The 20407-nt window shown below is 77.0% G+C and carries 18 protein-coding genes; 10 read left to right on the forward strand and 8 right to left on the reverse strand.

Annotated elements, in window-relative coordinates; translation table 11 throughout:
- Positions 1-143 precede the first annotated feature (143 nt).
- The 3 genes from Q1A09_RS20440 to Q1A09_RS20450 are packed head-to-tail and all read left to right on the forward strand — an operon-like array spanning position 144 to position 2036.
- A complete protein-coding gene (locus tag Q1A09_RS20440) occupies positions 144-1085 on the forward strand; it encodes an aldose epimerase (protein ID WP_299959439.1) in 942 nt (313 codons plus the stop codon).
- Positions 1064-1801, forward strand: a complete 738-nt coding sequence (locus Q1A09_RS20445; protein WP_299959443.1) for an MOSC domain-containing protein — start codon at positions 1064-1066, stop codon at positions 1799-1801. Before Q1A09_RS20440 ends, Q1A09_RS20445 begins: the two co-directional genes overlap by 22 nt.
- Before the next feature lie 19 nt (positions 1802-1820).
- On the forward strand, positions 1821-2036 hold the full coding sequence (locus Q1A09_RS20450; RefSeq protein WP_299959446.1) for an RNA-binding S4 domain-containing protein: 216 nt from the start codon (positions 1821-1823) through the stop codon (positions 2034-2036).
- Positions 2037-2142: 106 nt separating this feature from the next.
- Here Q1A09_RS20450 and Q1A09_RS20455 read toward each other — a convergent pair whose 3' ends face one another.
- Positions 2143-3168 carry an endonuclease/exonuclease/phosphatase family protein gene (locus Q1A09_RS20455; RefSeq protein WP_299959449.1) on the reverse strand — a complete coding sequence of 342 codons (1026 nt, stop codon included), beginning with the start codon at positions 3166-3168 and terminating at the stop codon, positions 2143-2145.
- A 131-nt stretch (positions 3169-3299) separates the two neighbouring features.
- On the opposite strand from Q1A09_RS20455, the gene Q1A09_RS20460 reads away from it, so the two are divergent.
- The 3 genes from Q1A09_RS20460 to Q1A09_RS20470 all read left to right on the forward strand — a co-directional run bounded on the left by Q1A09_RS20460 (position 3300) and on the right by Q1A09_RS20470 (position 7417).
- Positions 3300-4898 carry a CYTH and CHAD domain-containing protein gene (locus tag Q1A09_RS20460; RefSeq protein ID WP_299959452.1) on the forward strand — a complete coding sequence of 533 codons (1599 nt, stop codon included), beginning with the start codon at positions 3300-3302 and terminating at the stop codon, positions 4896-4898.
- A gap of 85 nt (positions 4899-4983) precedes the next feature.
- The gene (locus tag Q1A09_RS20465; protein ID WP_299959455.1) at positions 4984-6276 is read left to right on the forward strand and encodes a metallophosphoesterase; all 1293 of its coding nucleotides are present in this window, start codon (positions 4984-4986) and stop codon (positions 6274-6276) included.
- A gap of 220 nt (positions 6277-6496) precedes the next feature.
- Positions 6497-7417, forward strand: a complete 921-nt coding sequence (locus tag Q1A09_RS20470) for a hypothetical protein (protein WP_299959458.1) — start codon at positions 6497-6499, stop codon at positions 7415-7417.
- 33 nt (positions 7418-7450) lie between these two features.
- Here Q1A09_RS20470 and Q1A09_RS20475 read toward each other — a convergent pair whose 3' ends face one another.
- Entirely contained in the window at positions 7451-8479 is a 1029-nt protein-coding gene (locus tag Q1A09_RS20475) for an ATP-dependent 6-phosphofructokinase (protein WP_299959461.1), read from the reverse strand.
- Positions 8480-8564: 85 nt separating this feature from the next.
- Between Q1A09_RS20475 and Q1A09_RS20480 the strand changes: the two genes are divergently transcribed.
- On the forward strand, positions 8565-9305 hold the full coding sequence (locus Q1A09_RS20480) for a GntR family transcriptional regulator (RefSeq protein ID WP_299959464.1): 741 nt from the start codon (positions 8565-8567) through the stop codon (positions 9303-9305).
- Between the two features lie 46 nt (positions 9306-9351).
- Positions 9352-9681, forward strand: coding sequence for an EthD family reductase (locus tag Q1A09_RS20485; protein WP_299959467.1), 330 nt, complete (start codon positions 9352-9354; stop codon positions 9679-9681).
- Between the two features lie 5 nt (positions 9682-9686).
- Here Q1A09_RS20485 and Q1A09_RS20490 read toward each other — a convergent pair whose 3' ends face one another.
- Positions 9687-10790, reverse strand: a complete 1104-nt coding sequence (locus Q1A09_RS20490) for a GAF domain-containing protein (RefSeq protein WP_299959470.1) — start codon at positions 10788-10790, stop codon at positions 9687-9689.
- A 106-nt stretch (positions 10791-10896) separates the two neighbouring features.
- On the opposite strand from Q1A09_RS20490, the gene Q1A09_RS20495 reads away from it, so the two are divergent.
- Positions 10897-12744, forward strand: coding sequence for an EAL domain-containing protein (locus tag Q1A09_RS20495; RefSeq protein ID WP_299959473.1), 1848 nt, complete (start codon positions 10897-10899; stop codon positions 12742-12744).
- On the opposite strand, the gene Q1A09_RS20500 is transcribed toward Q1A09_RS20495, so the two are convergent.
- The gene (locus Q1A09_RS20500; protein ID WP_299959476.1) at positions 12705-13343 is read right to left on the reverse strand and encodes an MBL fold metallo-hydrolase; all 639 of its coding nucleotides are present in this window, start codon (positions 13341-13343) and stop codon (positions 12705-12707) included. The genes Q1A09_RS20495 and Q1A09_RS20500 overlap by 40 nt on opposite strands.
- Before the next feature lie 130 nt (positions 13344-13473).
- Between Q1A09_RS20500 and Q1A09_RS20505 the strand changes: the two genes are divergently transcribed.
- Positions 13474-13692 carry a hypothetical protein gene (locus Q1A09_RS20505; protein WP_299959479.1) on the forward strand — a complete coding sequence of 73 codons (219 nt, stop codon included), beginning with the start codon at positions 13474-13476 and terminating at the stop codon, positions 13690-13692.
- 51 nt (positions 13693-13743) lie between these two features.
- Here the strand turns inward: Q1A09_RS20505 and Q1A09_RS20510 are convergent, their stop codons facing one another.
- The 4 genes from Q1A09_RS20510 to Q1A09_RS20525 all read right to left on the reverse strand — a co-directional run bounded on the left by Q1A09_RS20510 (position 13744) and on the right by Q1A09_RS20525 (position 20131).
- Positions 13744-14568: an enoyl-CoA hydratase-related protein gene (locus Q1A09_RS20510; protein ID WP_299959481.1), complete on the reverse strand. Its 825-nt coding sequence runs from the start codon at positions 14566-14568 to the stop codon at positions 13744-13746.
- Positions 14569-14578: 10 nt separating this feature from the next.
- Entirely contained in the window at positions 14579-15439 is an 861-nt protein-coding gene (locus Q1A09_RS20515; RefSeq protein ID WP_299959484.1) for a 3-hydroxyacyl-CoA dehydrogenase family protein, read from the reverse strand.
- A gap of 118 nt (positions 15440-15557) precedes the next feature.
- Positions 15558-18164 carry a helix-turn-helix transcriptional regulator gene (locus tag Q1A09_RS20520; RefSeq protein WP_299959487.1) on the reverse strand — a complete coding sequence of 869 codons (2607 nt, stop codon included), beginning with the start codon at positions 18162-18164 and terminating at the stop codon, positions 15558-15560.
- Positions 18161-20131 (reverse strand): Hsp70 family protein, encoded by a 1971-nt coding sequence (locus Q1A09_RS20525; RefSeq protein WP_299959490.1) that lies wholly within the window; start codon positions 20129-20131, stop codon positions 18161-18163. Before Q1A09_RS20525 ends, Q1A09_RS20520 begins: the two co-directional genes overlap by 4 nt.
- Between the last annotated feature and the right edge of the window lie 276 nt (positions 20132-20407).

Genomic DNA, 20407 nt, shown 5'->3' on the forward strand with positions numbered 1-20407 from the left:
GTCCAGTCTGCCGAGACAGGGGTGTCCGGGGCCACTGACGTCTGTCACCAGTCCCGGGTGACCGCGGTCAGCCGGGTTCCACGTGGAACAGCCGGTCGGGTCCTGTGGTGAGCTGTCGGGGACCGCCGATCCAGGAGGACCGCATGGCACTCGACCACCCGCCCGCTGACCAGCTCTGGCCCCGGACGGAGCCGCTGGACGCCGAGCTCACCGCCGGCGACGCCCGCCTGGCCGTGGACCTGCGCGGGGGCGCCCTGCGCGAGCTCGTCGTCGGTGACTGGCACGTGCTGGACGGCTACCCCGCGGGCACGGTCCCGGCCGGACGGAAGGGCGGTGTGCTGCTGCCCTGGCCCAACCGGCTGCGGGATGGCCGTTGGTCGTGGCGCGGGCGGGACCTGCAGCTGGACGTGGTGAGCGCCGGGTCGCCCAACGCCGTCCACGGGCTGGTCACCGCCCAGCCCTGGCACGTGCTGGCGCAGCAGGCCGACGCCGTGACGGTCGGGACGACGATCGAGCCGCGCACCGGCTGGCCGTTCCGGCTGGCCGCGGCGATCGACTACACCCTGGCGGCCGACCGGCTCACCGTGACGGTGCGGGTGCGCAACGCAGGCGGGGAGGACGCCCCGTTCGGCGCGGGCATGCACCCGTACTTCTCCGTGGGCGCCGACGCCCCCGGCGACGTGTCCGTCGCCGAGCTGACCGTCCCCGCCCGCACGTCGCTGGTGCTGGAGGGCGGCCTGCCCACCGGGGAGCGCGTGCCGTTCGACGGCGCGATCGGCCGGGTCGGGGATCAGGCGATCGACACCGCGCTGACCGACCTGGTCCGGGACGACGACGGCTGGGCGCGGACCCGGCTCAGCGGCCCGGCCGGGGCGGTCGAGATCGCCGTGGACGGCGCCTGGTCGTGGCTGCAGGTCTACACCGGCGACACGCTGCCGGCCGACCAGCGCCGGCGCAGCGTGGCCGTCGAGCCGATGACCTGCCCGGCCAACGCCCTGGCCGACGGGGTGGACCTGCTGGTGCTCGCGCCGGGGGAGACGTGGTCGGGCACCTGGACCCTGGGGTGGACGCCGGGCCGGGTGTGATGTCCCCGCTGCGGGTGCTGGAGCTCTGGCGCTTCCCGGTGAAGTCGCTGCTCGGCGAACGGCTGGACCGGGCCGAGCTGGGCGTTGAGGGCGTCACCGGTGACCGCGGCTGGGCGCTGTTCGACGTCGCCACCGGGTTCGGGCTGACCGCGCGCCGGGTGCCGGAGCTGCTGTTCGCCACCGGCCGCTCGCGGGCCGACGGGACGGTCGAGGTCGTGCTGCCCGACGGCACGGCCACCAGCGACGACGCCGTCCTCTCCGACTGGGCCGGGCGGCGGGTGACCCTGCGCCCGGCCGCGGCGGTCCAGGGTGACCGGCGGTACGAGAGCCCCGTCGATGAGGCGGGGGACCGCTGGGACCCGTTCTCCGGTGCCGACGGCGCCTTCCACGACAACGCCGACGCCCGGGTGACCCTGCTGTCCACCGGCACGCTGGGCGGCTGGGACCGGCGCCGCTTCCGGGCCAACGTCGTCCTGGCCGGCGCGGGGGAGGACGACCTGGTCGGCACCCGGGTGGCGGCGGGCACCGGGGAGCTCGACGTCGTCGGCCGGGTGCCCCGGTGCGTGATGACAACCCGGCCGCAGGCCGGCGGGATCGGCCGGGACACCGGGGTCTTCAAGACCATCCACCGGGAGCGCGGCGGCGCGCTGGCGGTCGGCGCCCTGGTGGCCCGGCCGGGGGTGCTCGCGGTGGGCGACGTGCTGCGCCCGGCATGAGGCGGGGAGGATCGTCGGCGTGCGCACCATCGAGCTCCGCTCCGGCGAGGAGACCATCCGGCTCGGCCAGCTGCTGAAGCTGATCGACGCCGTGCCCACCGGCGCCCAGGTGAAGGACGTGCTCACCGCGGGGGAGGTGCAGGTCAACGGCGAGCTCGAGGAGCGCCGCGGCCGGCAGCTGCGCCGCGGTGACGTGGTGTCGGTCGACGGCCAGGACGACGTCCGGATCGGCTGAGGCCGGTCAGCAGACGCGTGCGGTGGGTGAGCCCGCGCCGGGTGAGGTCTTGTTCACCCAGATGTCACACGACCGAGGTGCAGACGACCGTCCTGCGGGCACCCTGTCACTGCCCGGGCGGCGGTGCCGCGGAACCCGCCGCCCGGGACACACCCTCCCCGAGGGTCGCCGGCAGGCGCAGGTCGGCGACCAGGGCGCGGTGGTCGCTGCCGGGCACGTGGACGACGCTCAGGCCGCACACCTCGACCCGCGGGTCGACCAGCACGTGGTCCAGCGTCAGCCGCGGCCACGACACCCGCATCGGTGACCAGGTCGAGCGCAGCCCCTGACCGGTGGCGAGCCCGGCGTCGACCCAGCCGCGGCCGAGCAGCCGGCGGAAGGCCGCGTGGTCCGGCGTGGCGTTGAGGTCGCCGGCGACCACGCGCAGGACGTCGTCCGTGGGCTCGGGCAGCAGCCGGAGGTCCTCCTCCCAGCGGGCCACCTGCCGCCACGACCGGGCCGGGGGGTGGGTGTGCACGGCGGTCAGCTCGACGTCGGGGGCGCCGGGCACGGCGAGCCGGACGGCCGGCTGCCCGAACCGACCGGGCACGACCGACCGGTGCAGCACCTCCAGCCGGGTCCACACCGCACCACCGGCCCCGGCCGGCTGACCCTCCCCGGCCGGGACGACGTGCCCGGTGGGCAGCCGGTCGGCGACGCCGGCGTCCAGCAGGCCGTGCACCGCCTCCGGGGTCACCTCCATCAGCGCGAGCACGTCGGCGTCGTGCCGGTCGGCCAGCGCCACCGCCGCGGCCGGGTCGGCCCGGCCGCGCAGCATGTTCAGCGAGACCACCCGCAGCCGCGGGCCGTCCGCGAGCGCGGTGGCGGACGCCGGCCGGGTGTGCCGCAGGACGGCGGCACCGAGCACGGCGGCGGACCCGGCGGCGACCACCGTCGCGGCGCGTGACCGGGACAGCAGCGCGGCGCCGAGGGGCAGGGCGCTGCTCGCCGCCGCGTAGGGCGTGAAGGCCAGCGCCGGGACCAGCGGGAAGCCGCGCTCGGTGCCGGTCGCCCGGAGCGCCGCCCACGCCGCCCAGGGCGCGGACAGGGCGAGGGCGGACCAGCGGGCGCGGGGTGCGGGTGCGTCGTCCATCACCTCCAGCCTCCCCGCCGGGCGGCGGCGGGTCACCGCCGGGTGCGCCGTTCACCTGCGTGCGGTAGGACGGACGGTCACAGCGGACCGGCCGAGAGGCGCCGGCCTGCGCGGACGAGGAGTTGCTGCTGGTGGCTGTCGAGCATCTGGAGATCGAGCGCAAGTACGACGTCGAGGAGGCGTTCGCACTGCCCGAGCTCTCGGAGCTGCCCGGGGTGGCGGAGGTCCGCGGAGCCGTGGAGCACCTCCTCGAGGCCGCCTACTACGACACCGCCGACCTGCGGCTGGCCCGGGCGCGGGTCACCCTGCGCCGTCGGACCGGTGGCACCGACGCCGGCTGGCACGTGAAGCTGCCGGCGGTGGCCGGCGCCCGCCGGGAACTGCACTCGCCTGTCGGCCGGGCCGCGAAGACCCCGCCCAAGGCCGTGCTGGAGCCGGTGCTGGGCATCGTGCGCCGCGCCCCCGCGACCCAGGTGGCCTCGCTGCGCACCCGTCGGCTGGTCACCGAGCTGGTGGACGCCGAGGGCCGGGTGCTGGCCGAGGTCGCCGACGACCACGTGACCGGGACGGCGCTGCCCGCCGAGCCCGGCGACGCCGCGGTGGTGACCACCTGGCGGGAGGTCGAGGTCGAGCTGGTCGGCGGGGACGAGGAGCTGCTCGCCGCCGTGGCCGAGCGGCTGCTGGACGCCGGCGCCCGGCCGGCGACGTCCGCGTCGAAGCTCGGTCGGGTGCTGGCCGACCGGCTGACGGCCCTGACGGGCCCGTCCACCGCGCTGCCGACCGCCGCGCCGGCCGGCGGCAAGAAGGGCAAGAAGGCGAAGAAGGGCAAGAAGGCGAAGGGCGAGCGGGGGCGCACCTCCACCGCACCGGCCGGTGAGGTCGTCCGGGCCGCGCTGGACCTGCAGGTGCAGGCGCTGCAGGACGCCGACCTGATGGTGCGCACCGGTCAGCCCGACGGCGTGCACCAGGTGCGGGTCGCCTGCCGGCGGCTGCGCAGCACGCTGGCCGCCTTCCGTCCGGTGCTCGACCGCACGCAGACCGACCCGCTGCGCCAGGAGCTGGCCCAGGTCGGCTCGGCGCTCTCCCCGGCCCGGGACGCCGAGGTGGCCCTGGCCCACCTGCGTGCGCTGGTCGACGAGCAGCCGCCGGAGCTGGTGATCGGCCCGGTGGCCGCCCGGCTGCAGCAGGCGGCGGTCAAGGACGAGCAGGCCGGTGACGCGGGGGCGCGCAAGGTGCTGAGCAGCCCGGCCTACCTCCAGCTGCGGGACGACCTCGCGGCGCTGGTCGCCGAGCCGCCGCTGACCGAGGACGCCGCCCGGCCCGCCGACGAGGTGCTGCGGGAGGTGCTGGCCCGCACCGCCCGCCGGCTGCGGCGCAGCGTGGAGGCGGCCCAGGACTCCGACGACCCGGAGGCGCTGCACGACGTCCGCAAGGCCGCCAAGCGGCTGCGGTACACCGCCGACGCGGCCGTGCCGGTGCTGGGCCGCCCGGTGGCGGAGCTGGTGAGCGCGCTCAAGGGCGTGCAGACCGTGCTCGGTGACCGGCAGGACACCTTCGTGACCCGCCCGCTGTGCCGCGAGATGGGCCTGCAGGCCGCCGCCGCCGGGGAGAACGCCTGGACCTGGGGGCGGCTGCACGGCCTGGAGGAGGCCCGCTCGGACCGGGCCGAGCAGGAGTTCTGGCTGCGCTGGCCGGAGCTGCGCCCGGTGCTGAAGGCGGCGACGGCATAGCGTCTGACCTCCGCGCCCCGCTGCTGAGGAGCACCCCCTGTCCCTGATCCGCCTGCTCGGGTTCGGTGCCGTCGTCCTGCTGGCCATGCTGCTGCTGCACGGCTACGTGTGGTGGCGGCTGGTCCGCGGCACCACCCGGCCCGGCCGGGTGCGCCGCCGGCTGACCGTGCTGACCGTCGTCCTGGCGCTGCTGCCGACGGCGGCGGTGGTGCTGAGCGACCAGCTGCCGCCCGCGGTGGCCACGCCGCTGGACTGGGCCGGCTACACCTGGCTGGGCGTCGTCTTCTACCTGTTCCTCGCGGTGCTGGCGACCGAGCCGATACGGCTGGTGGCCGCGCTGGTGCGCCGCCGCCGGCGCCCGGCCGCGGTCACCACCGGGGCGGGCCCCGCAGCTCCCGAGGGCCGGGACGACCGCCCCCACGCGGAGACCGGACACGAGACCGGACAGGACGAGACCGGGCGGGACGAGGCCGAGCGGGAGGACGCCGAGCGGGAGGACGCCGAGCGGGAGGACGCCGTCTCACGGCGGCTGTTCCTGGCCCGGACGCTCGCCGTCGGGGCGGGCGCGGTGGCGGTGGGCACGGCGGGCACCGGCGTCGTGCTGGCCAACTCCGCCCCCGTCGTCCGCCGGGTGCCGATCCGCCTGCCCGGACTGGACCCGGCGCTGGCCGGGCTGCGGATCGTCACCTTCGCCGACGGCCACCTGTCCTCCACCTACGGCGGGCGGCGGTTCGAGCGGGTCGTGGAGCTGGTCAACGCCCAGCGCCCGGACGTCGTGGCGATCGTCGGCGACCTGGTCGACGGCGACGTGGCCCAGCTGCGCGAGGACGTCGCCCCGCTGGCCGACCTGGTCAGCGAGCAGGGCGTCTTCTTCGTCACCGGCAACCACGAGTACTTCGTGGACACCCAGGAGTGGATGCGGCACCTGCCCACCCTCGGGGTGGACGTGCTGCGCAACGAGCGGGTGTCCATCGGCCGCGGCGGGGCCACGTTCGACCTGGCCGGCATCGACGACCGGGTGGCAGCCGACTCCGGCGTCCCGGGACACGGGGCCGACCTGGACGCCGCGCTCGACGGCCGGGACGACGCCACCCCGCTGGTGCTGATGGCGCACCAGCCGGTGATGGTGGAGCAGGCGCGGGCGGCCGGGGTGGGGCTGCAGCTGTCCGGGCACACCCACGGCGGTCAGCTGTGGCCCTTCGACTACGCGGTGCTGCTGGACCAGCCGGCCGTCGAGGGCTGGTCGATGCAGGGGGACACCCAGCTGTACGTGACCTCGGGGGCCGGCTACTGGGGCCCGCCGATGCGGGTCGGCGCCCGCCCGGAGGTCACCGTGATCGAGCTGCAGCCCGGCGACCCGGCGCCGCCGCCGTCCTGAGCCCGCCGTCGTGAGCCCGTCGTCGTGAGCCCGTCGTCGTGAGCCCGTCGTCCTGAGCGGAGACCGGGCACCGCGGGGGCACGGCGGTGCTCGGCCCGCTCTGGTGCGTGGCGACAGGCCGGGTGCCGCGACCGCGAGGTCCCCCGCGCCTCGCGACCGCGGCGAGAGGTTGGTACCTGCCTGATGTGGCCACGACGTGGCCGTGTGGGGGGCGGGGGCCATGGCACGGGAGGTCGGCGACCGGACGGTCGGTGTGCGGTGGGCCGGCGAACGGCTGGCCGAGCTGCTGGGTGAGCCGCGCTACCGCCGCCGCTGGCAGCGGTTCAGCAGTGTGCGACGCGGGGCGCTGCCCCGGGCCGCGGTGGCCGCGGTGCTGGCCGCGCACCTCGTCGAGACCGGTGAGGTGGGCTGGGAGCACCGGCCGCGCAGCCTGGAGAACCGGGTCGGCCGGGCGCTGAACGGCGACCGGCTCTCCGACCGCACCCTGGAGCTGTTCGTCGCCGCCTTCGAGATGACCGACGAGCACGCCGAGGAGCTGCGGACACTGCGCCGCGGCCGCCCGGTGGGCGGACGGCTGGTGGTGGCCGGCGCCCTCGACGGCGAGCGGCCGATGCCGCGGCGCACCGTGCGCACCCTCCAGGTCGCCGAGCACCACGAGGTGGGCGCCGACCGCTCACCCCGGCTGCACGTCACCCGGCAGCTGCTGGAGGCGGTGGAGGCGACCGACCGGCACCACTACGTCTTCGACACCGACCACGCCGCGGTCGCGGTGCTGACCGGTGGCACGCCGGTCGGCGCGTTCCGGGTGGCCGGGACCCCGTTGTGCGCGGTGGAGATCCTGCTGGACGAGCCGCTGCTGCCCGGGCAGACGACCCACCTGGAGTACCGGACCGCCTTCGCCTACCCCGAACCACCGGCCCCGGAGTTCCGGCGGGGGGTGTCCGCCGGCGTGCGGCACCTGGCGCTCACCGTCCGGTTCGACCCCGCGGCCCTCCCCGGTGCGGTGCTGCGGGCCCGGTGGCACGGGGTGGACGCCACCGAGCCGGCCGAGGAGCAGCCGGTGCAGCTGGTCGGCGGCCAGACGTCGCTGGCCGCCGTCCCGGACGGCGCCTGCGTGCTCGGCTGGCGATGGCGCTGGTGAGGGCCCTGGAGACGGCCCTGGTGAGCGCCGCCGTCAGCCGGTGAAGGCCTTCGTCTCCGCCAGCCGGGACGGCGGCACGGTCTTCAGCTCGGCGACCGCCTCGGCCAGCGGCACCAGCCCGATCTCGGTGCCGTGCAGCGCGACCATGTTGCCCACCTTCCCCTCGTGGGCGGCGATCGTGGCGTGCAGGCCGAAGCGGGTGGCCAGCACCCGGTCGAAGGACGTCGGCGTGCCGCCGCGCTGCACGTGGCCCAGCACCGTCGTCCGGACCTCCTTGCCGGTGCGCCGCTCCAGCTCCTCGCCCAGCTGCTGGGCGACGCCGGTGAACCGGCGGTGGCCGAACTCGTCGAGGCCGCCGTCGCGCAGCGGCATGGTGCCGGGCTTGGGGGTGGCGCCCTCGCTGATCACGCCGATCACGTGCCGGTGGCCGCGGTCGAACCGGGCGGTCACCAGCTCGCAGACCTCGTCGATGTCGAAGGGCTGCTCGGGGGTGATCGTCAGGTGCGCCCCCGACGCCAGGCCGGCGTTCAGCGCGATCCAGCCGGCGTGCCGCCCCATCACCTCGACCAGCAGCACGCGCTGGTGCGACTCGGCGGTGGTGTGCAGCCGGTCGATCAGGTCGGTGGCGATGCTGACCGCGGTGTCGAACCCGAAGGTCAGGTCGGTGCCGTGGATGTCGTTGTCGATGGTCTTGGGCACGCCGACGACGGGGACCCCCTCGGAGGCCAGCCAGGCGGCGGCGGTGAGCGTGCCCTCGCCGCCGATCGGCACGAGCACGTCGACGCCGTGCGCGTCGAGCACCTCGCGCATCCGGCCCAGCCCGTCGCGGATCTTCTGCGGCGCCACCCGGGCCGAGCCCAGGATGGTGCCGCCGCGGGTGAGGAGGTTGTGGACGAGCGGCCGGTCCAGGACCATGGCGTCGTCCTCGAGCAGTCCGCGCCAGCCGTTGCGGAACCCGACGACGGTGCTGCCGTACTCCTTCTCGGCGGTGCGGACGACGGACCTCAGGACGGCGTTCAGGCCGGGGCAGTCGCCACCGCCGGTCAGCACTCCGATGTGCACTGGCTCTCCTCCGGACGAGGGGGTCGGGCAGCTGAACCGTACGTCATGACGTCTAGACGTCTCTTGGTGCAGTACCTTTCTGGGCGTGGCGAGTTCGGAGGCGGGGCCCAAGTACCTCGCCGTGCGCGAGGCGCTCCGCCGCCGGGCGTCCGCGCTGCCCGAGCACACCCTCCTCCCTCCCGAGCCGGTGTTGTGCGCCGAGTACGGCGTCAGCCGGATCACGCTGCGCCGCGCGGTGGACGGGCTGGTCGCCGACGGGCACCTCGTCCGTGAGCAGGGCCGCGGCACGTTCGTGAGCCGGCCGGGCATCCGGCACGAGTACCGGGAGAGCTTCGTCCACCGGATCGCCGGATTCCACTCGGTGATGACCGAGCAGGGCGCGCAGGTCGGCACCACCGTGCTGGGCCAGCGGGTCGTGCCGGCGGCCCCGGCGATCGCCACCGAGCTGTCGATCGGCACCGCCGAGGACGTGGTGGAGCTGGTCCGGCTGCGCAGCGTCGACGGGCTGCCCAACCACGTGGTGCGCAGCTTCCTGGCCGCCGGCCGTTACCCCAAGGCCGCGACCGAGGACTTCGGCCACGGGTCGCTGTACGAGTTCCTGCGCCGGGAGTACCAGGCCGACCTGGCGCACGCCCGGCTCGTGGTCGACGTCGGCACCGCGGCCAGCGACGAGGCCGACGTCCTCGACGTGATCGTGGGCTCGCCGCTGCTCGTCGTCCGCACCACCGTCCGGGACACCTCCGGCCACCCGCTGGTGCACTCCTTCTCCCGGCTGCGCCCCGACGTCAGCCAGGTCGAGTTCGAGGTCTCCGTCGGCGGTCGCTGACCGTCCGGCGCGGGTGCCTGCCGCGCCAGAGGGTAGGGAGGCACCCATGACCGTCAGCTTCTTCGCGCTCTACCGCACCCCCGACGACCCGGCCGCCTTCGAGGAGAGCTACTTCGGCACCCACGTGCCCCTGGTGGAGAAGACCCCCGGGCTGGTGGAGAACCGGGTGCACCGGGTGCACCGGCAGGTCGTCGGCGAGCCCGCCTACCACCTGCTGGCCGAGCTGGTCTTCGAGTCGCACGAGGCGATGCGGGCCGCCTTCGACTCACCGGAGTGGGCCGCCAGCGGCAAGGACCTGCAGGAGTGGGGCGGCATGGACCTGGTGACCATGTTCACCGCCGAGCCGCACGACCCGGGGCCCGCGACCCCGGCCTGACCCGGTCAGGCGGAGTTGCGCAGCTGCGTCAGCCGCAGCCGCTGCTGGCGCAGCAGCACCCGGTCCAGCGCGTGCCCGACGTGCCGGCCCAGGTCACCGGCGACGGCCAGCAGGGCCGGGTCGAGCTCCCGGCGCTGGGCCCAGGCCACCAGCAGACCCGCCTCCGACGTGTGCTGCCCGAGCAGCAGCGGCACCGCCAGCGCCGTCTCGGTGCGCGCCGGCAGCCCCGCTCCGGGAGAGGCCCCCTCCTCGGGCGTGCCGACCGGCACGAGCCGCCGCTCGCGCATCGCGACGGTGAGCGGGTGCGGGTCGGTGAGCCGGTGGACGGCGACCTGCTCCGGTGACGGCAGGCCGCCCGGGGTGACCGCCCAGACCCGCACGTCCGCGCGGTTGCCCTCGGCGATCCCCAGCAGCGCCGCGGTGGCACCCAGCGGGGAGCGGAGGTCGCGGTCGACGCAGCGCAGCAGCTCGGCCAGGGTGTCCACGGTCAGCAGCGCCTCACCGAGGCGGGCCACCAGCCGGGTGCGGTCGGCCTCCGCCTCCGCCTCGACGAAGGCGTGGCGGGCGGCTGCGGCGGCCACCCGCGCGGCGGCGGCGTCCCGGACGGCGGTGGCCCGGGCCTCGCTCTCGGCCAGCTCGACCGCCCGCACCTGCAGCTGCCGGGACCCCTCCTCGGCCAGCCCGCGCAGCACCGCCAGGTCCGGCCCGGTCCAGTCACGAGGAGCGGTGTCCACGGCGCACAGCACCCCGGTCGGCCGCCCGAGCACGTCCCACATCGGCATCCCGGCGTAGGCGACGACCCCCAGCTCCCGGACCGCCGCGCCGTCGCCGAGCTCGGGGTCCACCCGGGCGTCCCGGAGCACCAGCGGGCTCCCGGTCGCCGCGACCCGCTGGCTCATCGAGTTGCTCAACGGCATCGACCGCCGGCTGGCCCACGGTTCGGGCACCCCGTGCGCGCCCGGGAACACCTGGCCGCCCTTGGAGACGAGCACGACCAGCGCGCGGGGCACCCGCAGCCGCTCGGCGACCGTGCGGGCCAGCCGGTCGAAGCCCTCGTCGGCGCGCGCCGGCAGGGCGGCCCAGGTGGGCAGCTCGTAGGTGGTGGTCACCGTCGCCCCCTGTCCCGCGGTCGGTGTGGCCGGCGGGCCGCCGGTCAGCTCACCCGTTGGGAGCAGGTCGATGCTGTCAGACTCGAGGGGGCGCTGTCCGGCTCCGATGGGGGACGACGTGGAGCAGTTCCAGCCAGCACCGCCGGCCGACGTCCGTGCGGTGATCGCCGACCGTGCCGTCGCCAGCCTGTTCCAGCCGATCGTCGAGCTGGACAGCGGCCGGGTGGTCGCCTACGAGGCGCTGGCCCGCGGCCCGGAGGGGCCGCTGCGTGCGCCCGACGCGCTGTTCGCCGCCGCGCGCGCCGAGGGCTGCCTGACCGAGCTGGACCAGGCCTGCCGGGCCGCCGCGCTGCGCGGCGCCGTCCGTGCGGGGCTGCTGGCCCCGCTCACCGTCTTCGTCAACGTCGAGCCCGACGCCCTCGACGAGGCGCCGCTGGAGGCGCTGTTCGACCGGGCCGGCCGCGTCCCCGGCGACCTGCGGGTGGTCCTGGAGATCACCGAGCGCGCGCTGGCGGCCCGGCCGGCCGAGCTGCTGCGCACCGTGGCCCGGGTGCGGGAGCTCGGCTGGGCGATCGCCCTGGACGACGTGGGCGCGGAGTCGCTGTCGCTGGCCTTCATGCCGCTGCTGCGCCCCGACGTGGTGAAGCTGGACCTGCGGCTGGTGCAGCAGCGCCCCGGCCCGGCGGTCGCCGAGATCATGAACGCGGTCAACGCCTACGCCGAGTCGACCGGCGCGCTCCTGCTCGCCGAGGGCATCGAGGACGGCCACCACCTGACGATGGCCCGCGCCCTGGGCGCTACCCTCGGTCAGGGCTGGCTGTTCGGCCGGCCCGCCCCGGGCGCCGTCCCCGGGCACCCGGTCGCGGCGCTGCGGCTGCCGGCCGCGCCGCCCGCCGGCCCGCCGGGGGAGCTGGTCTCGCCGTTCGCCTGCCTGCCGGCCGAGGTGCCGGTGCGCGAGGCGCCCAAGGCGCTGCTGATCGAGCTCAGCAAGCAGCTGGAGCGGCAGGCGATGCGGCTGGGGGAGACCTGCGTGGTGGCCGCCGCCTTCCAGGAGGCCCGGCACGTCACCCCGGCCACCCGGCTGCGCTACCGCGACCTGGTGGAACGGGTCGGCTTCGTCGCCGCGATCGGTGAGGACCTCACCGCCGAGCCGCTGCCCGGGCTACGCGGCGCCACGCTCTCCGCCGGCGACCCGGTGCGCGGCGAGTGGGACATCGTCGTGCTCAGCCCGCACTTCAGCGCCGCGCTGCTCGCCCGCGACCTGGGGGACGACGGCCCGGACATGGACCGCCGGTTCGCCTACGCGCTGACCTACCGGCGGGACACCGTCGTCCGGGCCGCCCAGGCGCTGCTGTCCCGGGTGGCCCCTCGCACCGAGGACCCGGCCCCGGCCGCGCCGGCCGCCGGGTCCACGGCGACCGGCGCCGCCGCGCGGCTGCTCTCCGGCGGTGCGACCGGGGACCCGGGTGAGGCGCTGCTGCAGCGGGCGCTGGCCGCGGTCGGCACCGGGGTGACCGTGGTGGACCTGCGGCTGCCCGACCAGCCGCTGGTCTACGTCAACCCGGCCTTCGAGCAGCTGGCCGGGTACCCGGCCGCCGAGGTGCTGGGTCGCAACTGCCGCTTCCTGCAGTCGCCCGACACCGATCCCGCCGCGGTCGCCCGGATCCGGGCGGCGATCGCCGACGGCGCGGAGGTCCGTGAGGTGCTGCTCAACGTCCGAGCCGACGGCAGCACCTGGTGGAACGAGTGCCACCTGACCCCGGTGGCCGACGCGACCGGCACCGTCGTCCAGTACATCGGGATCCAGGCCGACGTGACCGACCGGGTCACCGTCGAGCGGGCGCTGGTGACCGAGCAGGACCGCTGTCGCAGCTACGCGGCCCGGCTGGCCGAGCTCGACACCGGCCCGGGGGCTCAGACCTCGACGGACTCGCCCGGGGCCAGGCGCGCGTAGGTGGTCGGCTGACCCGGGCCGCGCTCCCCGAGCAGGCCGGCGAGCAGGCCCAGCCCGGTGTCGTTGAGCAGCCCGTCGTGCACGGCGAGGGCCCGCTCGGCCCGGACCTCGCGCAGGTAGTCGATCAGCTCGGCGGTCTTGGACCAGGGCGCGTGCGCCGGCAGGAGCAGGGTCGGGACGTCGACCTCGGGCACGGTCAGCGCGTCACCGGGGTGGAACACCCGACCCTCGACGAGGAAGCCGACGTTGCGCACCCGCGGGATCTCCTGGTGGATCACCGCGTGCCACTCGCCGTGCACGGTGACGTCGAAGCCGGCCGCGGTGAAGGCGTCACCCGGGCCGACCACGTGCACCCGGCTGCCCAGGCCGGCCAGCTGGGCGGCGACCGAGGAGTTGGTCCACAGCTGGAGCGCCGGGTCGGCGTCCAGCGCGGCGCGCACCCGGTCGGCGACGAAGTGGTCGGCGTGCTCGTGGGTGACCAGCAGGGCCGAGGCGCCGGCCCAGGCGTCGTCCGCGGTGAACGCGCCGGGGTCGACGACCAGCCGGCGGTCGCCGTCGGACAGGACGACGCAGGCGTGTCCGTGCTTGGTGAGCTGCACCAGGGGTCTCCTCGGAGGTGGTGGGACGTCCACGCTGCCACGCAGCGGACGAAACGCGCCCGCTGGGGTCGGTCACCCGATGGGGTGAGCTGGGCTGTGCCGACCGGGCGGCGCTGCCGACGACTCCAGGGTGACCACGCAGACGCTCACGTTCGCCGCCGCCCGCAGCCGTGCGCACGGGCCGACCGCCGCGCTCTGGCACGCCGTCGAGGTGCACCGGGCGCCGGCGGACCTGGACGGGGCCTGCGAGCTCACCGTCTGCGGCACCCTCGCCCGGGTCACCACCGACCAGCACTGGCCGGTGCGCGCGCTGGACGCCTGCCCGGTCTGCGCCGTCCAGGCGCGCTGACGGCTCCCCGCCCAGGCAGGAACCGCGTGGCGTTCCACGTGGAACGGTGGCTCAGCGGCCGGTGAACACCGGCGCCCGCTTGGCCAGGAAGGCCTCGACCGCCTCCCGGTGGTCGGCGGTCGCCCCGAGGCCGGTCTGCAGGCTGGCCTCCAGGGCCAGCGTCTCCTCCAGCGAGTCGGTGGCCGCCGTCGCCAGCACCCGCTTGATCGCCCGGAACGCGGCGGTCGGCCCGGCGGCGAGCCGGACGGCGAGGGCCGTCGCCTCGGCGAGCACCTCCTCCGCCGGCACGACGCGGTGCACCAGACCCCACTGCTCGGCGGTCTCGGCCGGGAACGGATCGGGCAGCAGCAGCAGCGCAGCGGCCCGGGACCCGCCGACGCAGTGCACCAGCCGGGACGCCAGGGCCGAGTCACTGGACAGCCCGACCCCAGCGAAGGCGGTGGTGAACTTCGCCCCCGCGGCCGCGACCCGCAGGTCGGCGGCGAGCGCGATCCCCATGCCGGCCCCGGCGCAGGCGCCGTTGACGCCGACGACCAGCGGCACCGGCAGTGCGGCCAGGGCCAGCAGCAGCGGGTTGTACTCGGCCTCCACCACCGAGAGTGCCCCCTCGGCCCGGCCGCCCGGTGCACGCAGCTCCTCGACGTGCTCGGCCAGGTCCTGGCCCACGCAGAAGGCCCGGCCGGTGCCGGTGAGCAGCACGGCGCGCACCGACTCGTCGGCGGAGACCTCGCGGACCAGCGCCAGCAGCTCGGTGCGCAGCCGGTGGGACAGCGCCGGGCGCTGCAGGGTCAGGGTGGCCACGCCGTCGGCGTCGGTCCGGGTGACGGTCGGCTGCTGGTCGGGGTCGGGCTGGGGCACCTGGTCGGGCTGGGACATCGTCGTCCTCTCAGTCTGCGTCGTAGGCGTGGAAGCCGCGGCCGGTCTTGCGGCCCAGCTCACCGGCGGCCACCTTGTCACGCAGCAGCTGTGGCGGCGTGAACCGCTCGCCCAGCGTGCTCGCCAGGTACTCGGCGATCGCCAGCCGCACGTCCAGCCCGACCAGGTCGGTCGAGCGCAGCGGCCCCATCGGGTGCCGGTAGCCCAGCTCCATCGCCGCGTCGATCGCCTCGGCGTCCGCGACGCCCTCCTCGAGCATCCGGATCGCCTCCAGACCCAGCAGCACGCCCAGCCGGGAGGAGGCGAACCCCGGGGAGTCCCGCACCACGACGTCGGTCTTGCCCAGCGCCCGCACCCAGCCGCGGGTCGCCTCGACGACGTCCTCGCCGGTCTCCGCGGCGACGACCACCTCGACCAGCTTGGAGGCCGGCACCGGGTTGAAGAAGTGCATGCCCAGGAAGCGGGCCGGTCGCTGCAGTGCGGCGGCCAGCTCGGTCACCGACAGCGAGGAGGTGTTCGTGGCCAGCACCGCGTCCGGTCCCAGTACCGCCTCCGCGGCGGTGAGCACGGCGACCTTGAGGTCGGCCCGCTCCGGCACCGCCTCCACCACCAGGCCGGTGCCGGCGGACAGCTGCGCCGGGGCGTCCACCAGCGAGAGCCGGGCCAGCACGTCAGCCACGTCGCCGGTCAACTTGCCGCGGCGGGCCGCCTCCTCGAGGCCGGCGGACACCCGGCCGTGGGCCGCCTCGGCGGCCTCGTCGCCGGCCTCCACCACCTCGACCCGGGCACCGGCGGTGAGGAATGCCTGGGCGATGCCGGCGCCCATCCGGCCGCCACCGATCACGCCCACCCGGTCAGGGACGTCGCTCATCGGACTCGTCTCCTCGCCTCGGCCCGCGCGTCGCCGAGCTCCGTTGCCGGCGAGGAGGACGCGGACCCGCCCGCCCATCATGCCGACGCCCGCGCCGGCGGCCACCCGGGAGTGCTGGTCAGGAGTGCTGGGCCAGCTCCGCGCGCAGCCGGGCCAGCAGGTCCGAGCGGGTGCTCGCCCCGAGCCGCTGCCGCATCCGGGAGACGTGGTGCTCCACGGTCTTCGGCGAGATGTAGAGCTGCCCGCCGATCTCCCGGTAGGTCTGCCCGGCGACCACCAGCTCGGCGACGTCGCGTTCCCGCTGGCTGAGCGTGGGGTGACCGGGCGGCACGGCCGGCGTCGCCGTCCCGGGGGGCCCGGGCTCGGCCGCCCGGGCCGTCGCCGCGGGTGGTGACTCGTCCCCGGCGGCGAGGTCGCGGGCGCAGTGCAGCAGGTCCAGCCGGTCGCGGGAGTCCACCGCCCGGGCGGCGGCCTGCCCGGCCAGCCGGGAGCCGTCCCAGGCCAACCCCACGCCGGCCAGCCCGGTCGCCGCGGTGACCACCGCGGCCGCGTCGACCTGGCCGCCGAGCAGCCGCAGCCAGCACCGCCCCGCGGTGGCGACGGTCGCCGCGTAGTGGTTGGTGCGGGCCGCGGCGACCAGTGCGGTGGCGTGCGGCTCCAGGCCGGCCGGGTCGTCGACCAGGATCGCGGCCTGGACCCCGCTCCAGTGCAGCGGCGCCGACCACACGGGGGGCTGGTCCAGCCGGGTGAGCAGCGCCTCGGCCTGGGACAGGTGCGGAGCCAGCCGGTCGGCCTCGGCCAGCCGGGCGCCGGCCACCAGCAGCTCGCCCAGCGGGAGCAGGGTGAACAGGTCCATCGGGTGCCGCAGCGCCACCTGGCGGGCCCGCTCCCACGCGGTGGTCAGCGCCGGGGCGTCGCTGGCGCGGCGGGCCAGCCCCACCTCGAGGGCGCGCAGGAACAGCTCGTCCCGCGGTTCCAGGCCGCGGGGCGCCTCCTCGACGGCCCGGGCCACCAGTGCGCGGGCGCTGGTGCTGCCGCTGCGGAGCATCGCCGTCCAGGCCCGCAGCAGCAGGTGCCGGGGGCGGCACGGTGGCCCACCGACGTCGGACTCCAGCGCCCGGTCCAGCACCGACTCGGCCACGGTCAGCTCACCGCTGTGCAGGGCGAGCAGCGCGGCCAGCGCCGCCGGGCTGTCCAGCAGCAGCACGCCCCGCCCGACCGGCTCCAGCAGGGTCGCCGCACGGGTGAGGGTGGAGAGCGCCTCGGCGACGTCGGCCGCGGTGGCGCCCGGCCGGACCGACTGCAGCACCCCCTGGGCCATCAGCCGCTGGGCGCCGGCCACCATCGTGGCCGCCCGGTGGTCGCCCGCGTCGTCCGCGGCGGCCAGGCAGTCCGTGGCGTCGCCGACCGCGCCGAGCGCGACCAGGGCCAGGGCGGTGGACCCGGCGTGCGCCGGCCCGGCCAGGCGGCACAGCTCGGCGCTGCGCCCGAGCATCCCGCGGCGGGCCAGCACCGCGGCGGCGACGCTGGCGGCCCGGCCGCGGTCGGGGGCGGTCTCGTCCTCCAGCGCCCGGTCGGCCCACTGCAGCGCCCCGTCGAGGTCGCCGACCAGGGCGGCGGCGGTGGCCCGGCGGGCCGCGAGCCGGGCGGGCGGGGCCCCGGCGTCGGCGGCCTCGGCCAGCAGCGTGCCGGCCAGCTCCGGGTCCGCGGCCAGCACCGCCCGGCCCTGCTCCTCCAACACCTGGGCGGCGCGCGGGTCCCGCACCCGGTCGGCGGCCAGCGACCGGGCGACGGCCAGCGACTCCTCCCCGCGGTCGAGCAGCACGCGCAGCAGCCGGCGGCGGGTCTGCCGGGTGATGTCGGCAGGGGTCACGTCCAGCAGCACCTGGTGCACCAGGGGGACGACTGCGCCCTCGGCCAGCAGCAGACCGCCGCCCCGCGCCCGGGCCACCAGGTCACCGGACCGCCGGACCGGCAGCTCCAGCACGTCGGCGAGCACCTCGGCGTCCAGCGGCGTGCCGGCGGCCAGCGCGTGCAGCAGCACCCGGTCGGCCTGGTCGAGCGCGTGCAGGTCGGCCCGGACCCGGTCGACGACGTCCGCCGGGACCGCCCGGACGGCGGGCCGGCCCCCGCGGCAGGTGCCGGCCAGCGACCGCAGCAGGTGGTCGACCAGGGCGGGCAGCCCGCCGGTCTGGTGGACGACGAACTCCACGACGTCCGGGGTGGCCGCGGGGCCGAGCTCGGCGGCCGCCCACCGCTCCACCTCGTCGTGCTCCAGGTGACCGAGCACCACCAGGTGCCGGTCGTCGCCCATCGCCTCGATCAGCGAGGTCAGCTCGGGCAGGTGCGGCCACGGGCGGTAGGCCAGCGTCACCCGGGCCCGCCGGGACACGACGAGCTCCTCCAGCCGCCGGCAGGTCTGCGCCGTCAGCCGCTGGCCGTCGTCGACCACCACGGCCACCTCGCTGGCCACGTTCTCCCCGTCGCCGAGGGCGGCGGTGGGGGCCGCCTCGGCGTCGACCACCGGCACCCCCGCCGCCCGGTAGGCGGCGGCGAGCTCGGCCAGCAGCAACGTCTTGCCGGTGCCGCCGGGCCCCTGCACCGCGACCGAGGGGACGGCACGGCCGGCGCCGTCGTCACCGTTGACCAGCCGGCCGGCGACGACCCGCAGCGAGCGGGCCCAGTGCGTCGCGGTCTGCTCGGGGGAGCTCAGCGCGATGGTCATGCCTGCTCCGGCACCTCGCTGCCGGTGGCCTCCGGCGCCCCGGACGCTGCCGGGTCCTCGGTGGCCGGCGGCTCCTGGCTGGCCGGTGGCTCCTCGCTGGGCGGCGGCGAGGTCTCGGTCTCGACCGGAGCCGTCGGCGTGGGGTCCGGGGTGTCGACCGGGGTCGTCGGGGCCGGCGTCGGGGTCGGGGTGGGCGCCGGGGTCGGGGTGCTGGTCCCGGGCGGCGGGGTCGTCGGCGTGCCCACCGGGGGCTGGCTCGACTGCCCGGTCGTATCGCCGGTCGGCGAGGGGGTGCCCGTCCCGGTCCCGGTCTGGCTCCCGCCGGAGCTGCCGCCGGGGGTGGTGGACGGACGGGCCGCCGGGTCCCCGTCGTCCGCGGCGGAGGTCGTCGCCGCGCTGCTGCTGGCCGTGCTGCTCCTGGCCGTGCTGCTGCTGGCCGTGCTGCGCGAGGAGCTGGTGGCCGCCCGGTCCCGGGCGGTGGAGCGGGATCCCGCCGTGCTGCCGGCCGGGTCGTCGTCCTGCTCGCGGGCGGCTGCGCCCCGGGTCTCCGCGCGGCCGGCGGCGGCCGGGGAGAGGCCGCTGGGCGGGTTGTCCCCGTCGTCGCCGGCGTCCGTGGCGGTGTCGCCGGCCTCGGCGGACGTGGGTGCGGCGACGGCGTCCTCCCCGGAGCCGCCGGTCCAGCCCGCGGAGACGGCCGCCGCGACGCCCACCACGATCGCCACGAACGCGGACAGCACCACGCCCACCCGGGCCGCGTGCCGCTTGCCCTGGGGGTCCGGCGCGGGGACCGGGGGACGATCGCCCGACCGTGCGGGCGGTCGGCCGCCCGTGGGTGTCGTGCCGGGGCGGGCTCCGGCCCGCGGACCGGCGGCCGCCATGGGGCGCGCGGTGCGCCGCCGGCCCCGCCGGGCGACCGGCCCGGCGGCCAGGGCGGCCGGCTCGTCGCCGACCTCGTCGGTCGCGTCCTCCGCCGGGGCGGTGGTCGCCACCGGCGCGGCGAGCACCTGGTCCCGGGCCAGCTCCGCGGCGCCCAGGGCGGCGGTGCAGCCGGGCTCGGGGGCGACCACGACCGGCCGGTCCAGTGCAGCCGACAGCGTCTCGGCGATCAGGGGCACCGCCGCGGTGCCGCCGGCCAGCACGACGGCGGCCACGTCGGCCACCTCCAGCCCGGCGTCGGAGACCGCACCCCGGACCGCGGCGACCAGCGCCTGCAGCGGCTCGGCGACCAGCTCCTCGAGGTCCTCGCGGACCAGCCGCAGCGAGACGGGGCCGTCGGCGCCCGCGAGTTCGACGCAGGCGACGCTGTCGGTCGACAGGGCCTCCTTGGCGGCCACGCACGCCGCCCGGAGGTCGGCCGGCGCGACGGCCACGCCGTCCTCGGTGGCCAGGCAGTCGTCGACCAGCTCGACGACCGCGTCGTCCAGGTCCCGGCCGCCCCAGGCGAGCGGGAGCGGGGGCACCGCCAGGGTCTCGACGTCGCCGTCGGCCGTGGTGCGCACCACGGCGGTGTCCACGGTGCTCGCGCCGATGTCGACGACGACGACCGGCGCGCCCTCGGGGACGGCGTCGCGGTGGTGGCGGGCGATGGCGACCGCGCTCGACGCCAGGGAGAGGTGCTGCAGGCCGGCGGCCCGGACCGCCGAGTCGAGCAGGTCGCGGCGGTGGCCGGCCCAGCTGGGCGGCACGGTGAGCACGGTCCGTGCCGCGGTCGACCCGTCCGCCGGGGTGGCCTGCGCCACGACCTGGGCGGCGAGCGAGGCCACCACGTCGGCGGGGTCGACCGGCCGGCCGTCGACGACCATCGGCGCGGGGCTGCCCACCCGCCGCACCGGGTGCCCGACCGGTACCGGGGGCACGACCTGCCCGGCCGGCCACAGGGACCGCGCCGCGCCGTCCTGGTCGCAGACGGCCGCCCTGACCGTCCGGTCCCCGATGTCGATGCCCAGCGTGTAGTCGCCCTGGACCATGAGCCCCCCACCCGTCGTGACCGGGGCCACACTGCCCGAGTCCGCCCGAACGTAACCCTCCGCGACGGTGATGCGGAACCGGTGGGGCCACTGTTGCGCGAGAAGACGCCGAACATCGGCGACACCCCGGTGCCCCTAACGGTGCGTCATCGGGCATCCCCCATCCGGGGGTCGGCCGATGGGGGGCCAACACCCGATGGGCAGGTGGGCCCCGAGGTCCTTGACTGCTCCCAGCAGCCGGACGACGACGTCCGGAGCAGACCTCTGGAGGACGCC

The sequence above is a fragment of the uncultured Modestobacter sp. genome, from assembly GCF_947486615.1.
In the GTDB taxonomy this organism is placed as follows: domain Bacteria; phylum Actinomycetota; class Actinomycetes; order Mycobacteriales; family Geodermatophilaceae; genus Modestobacter.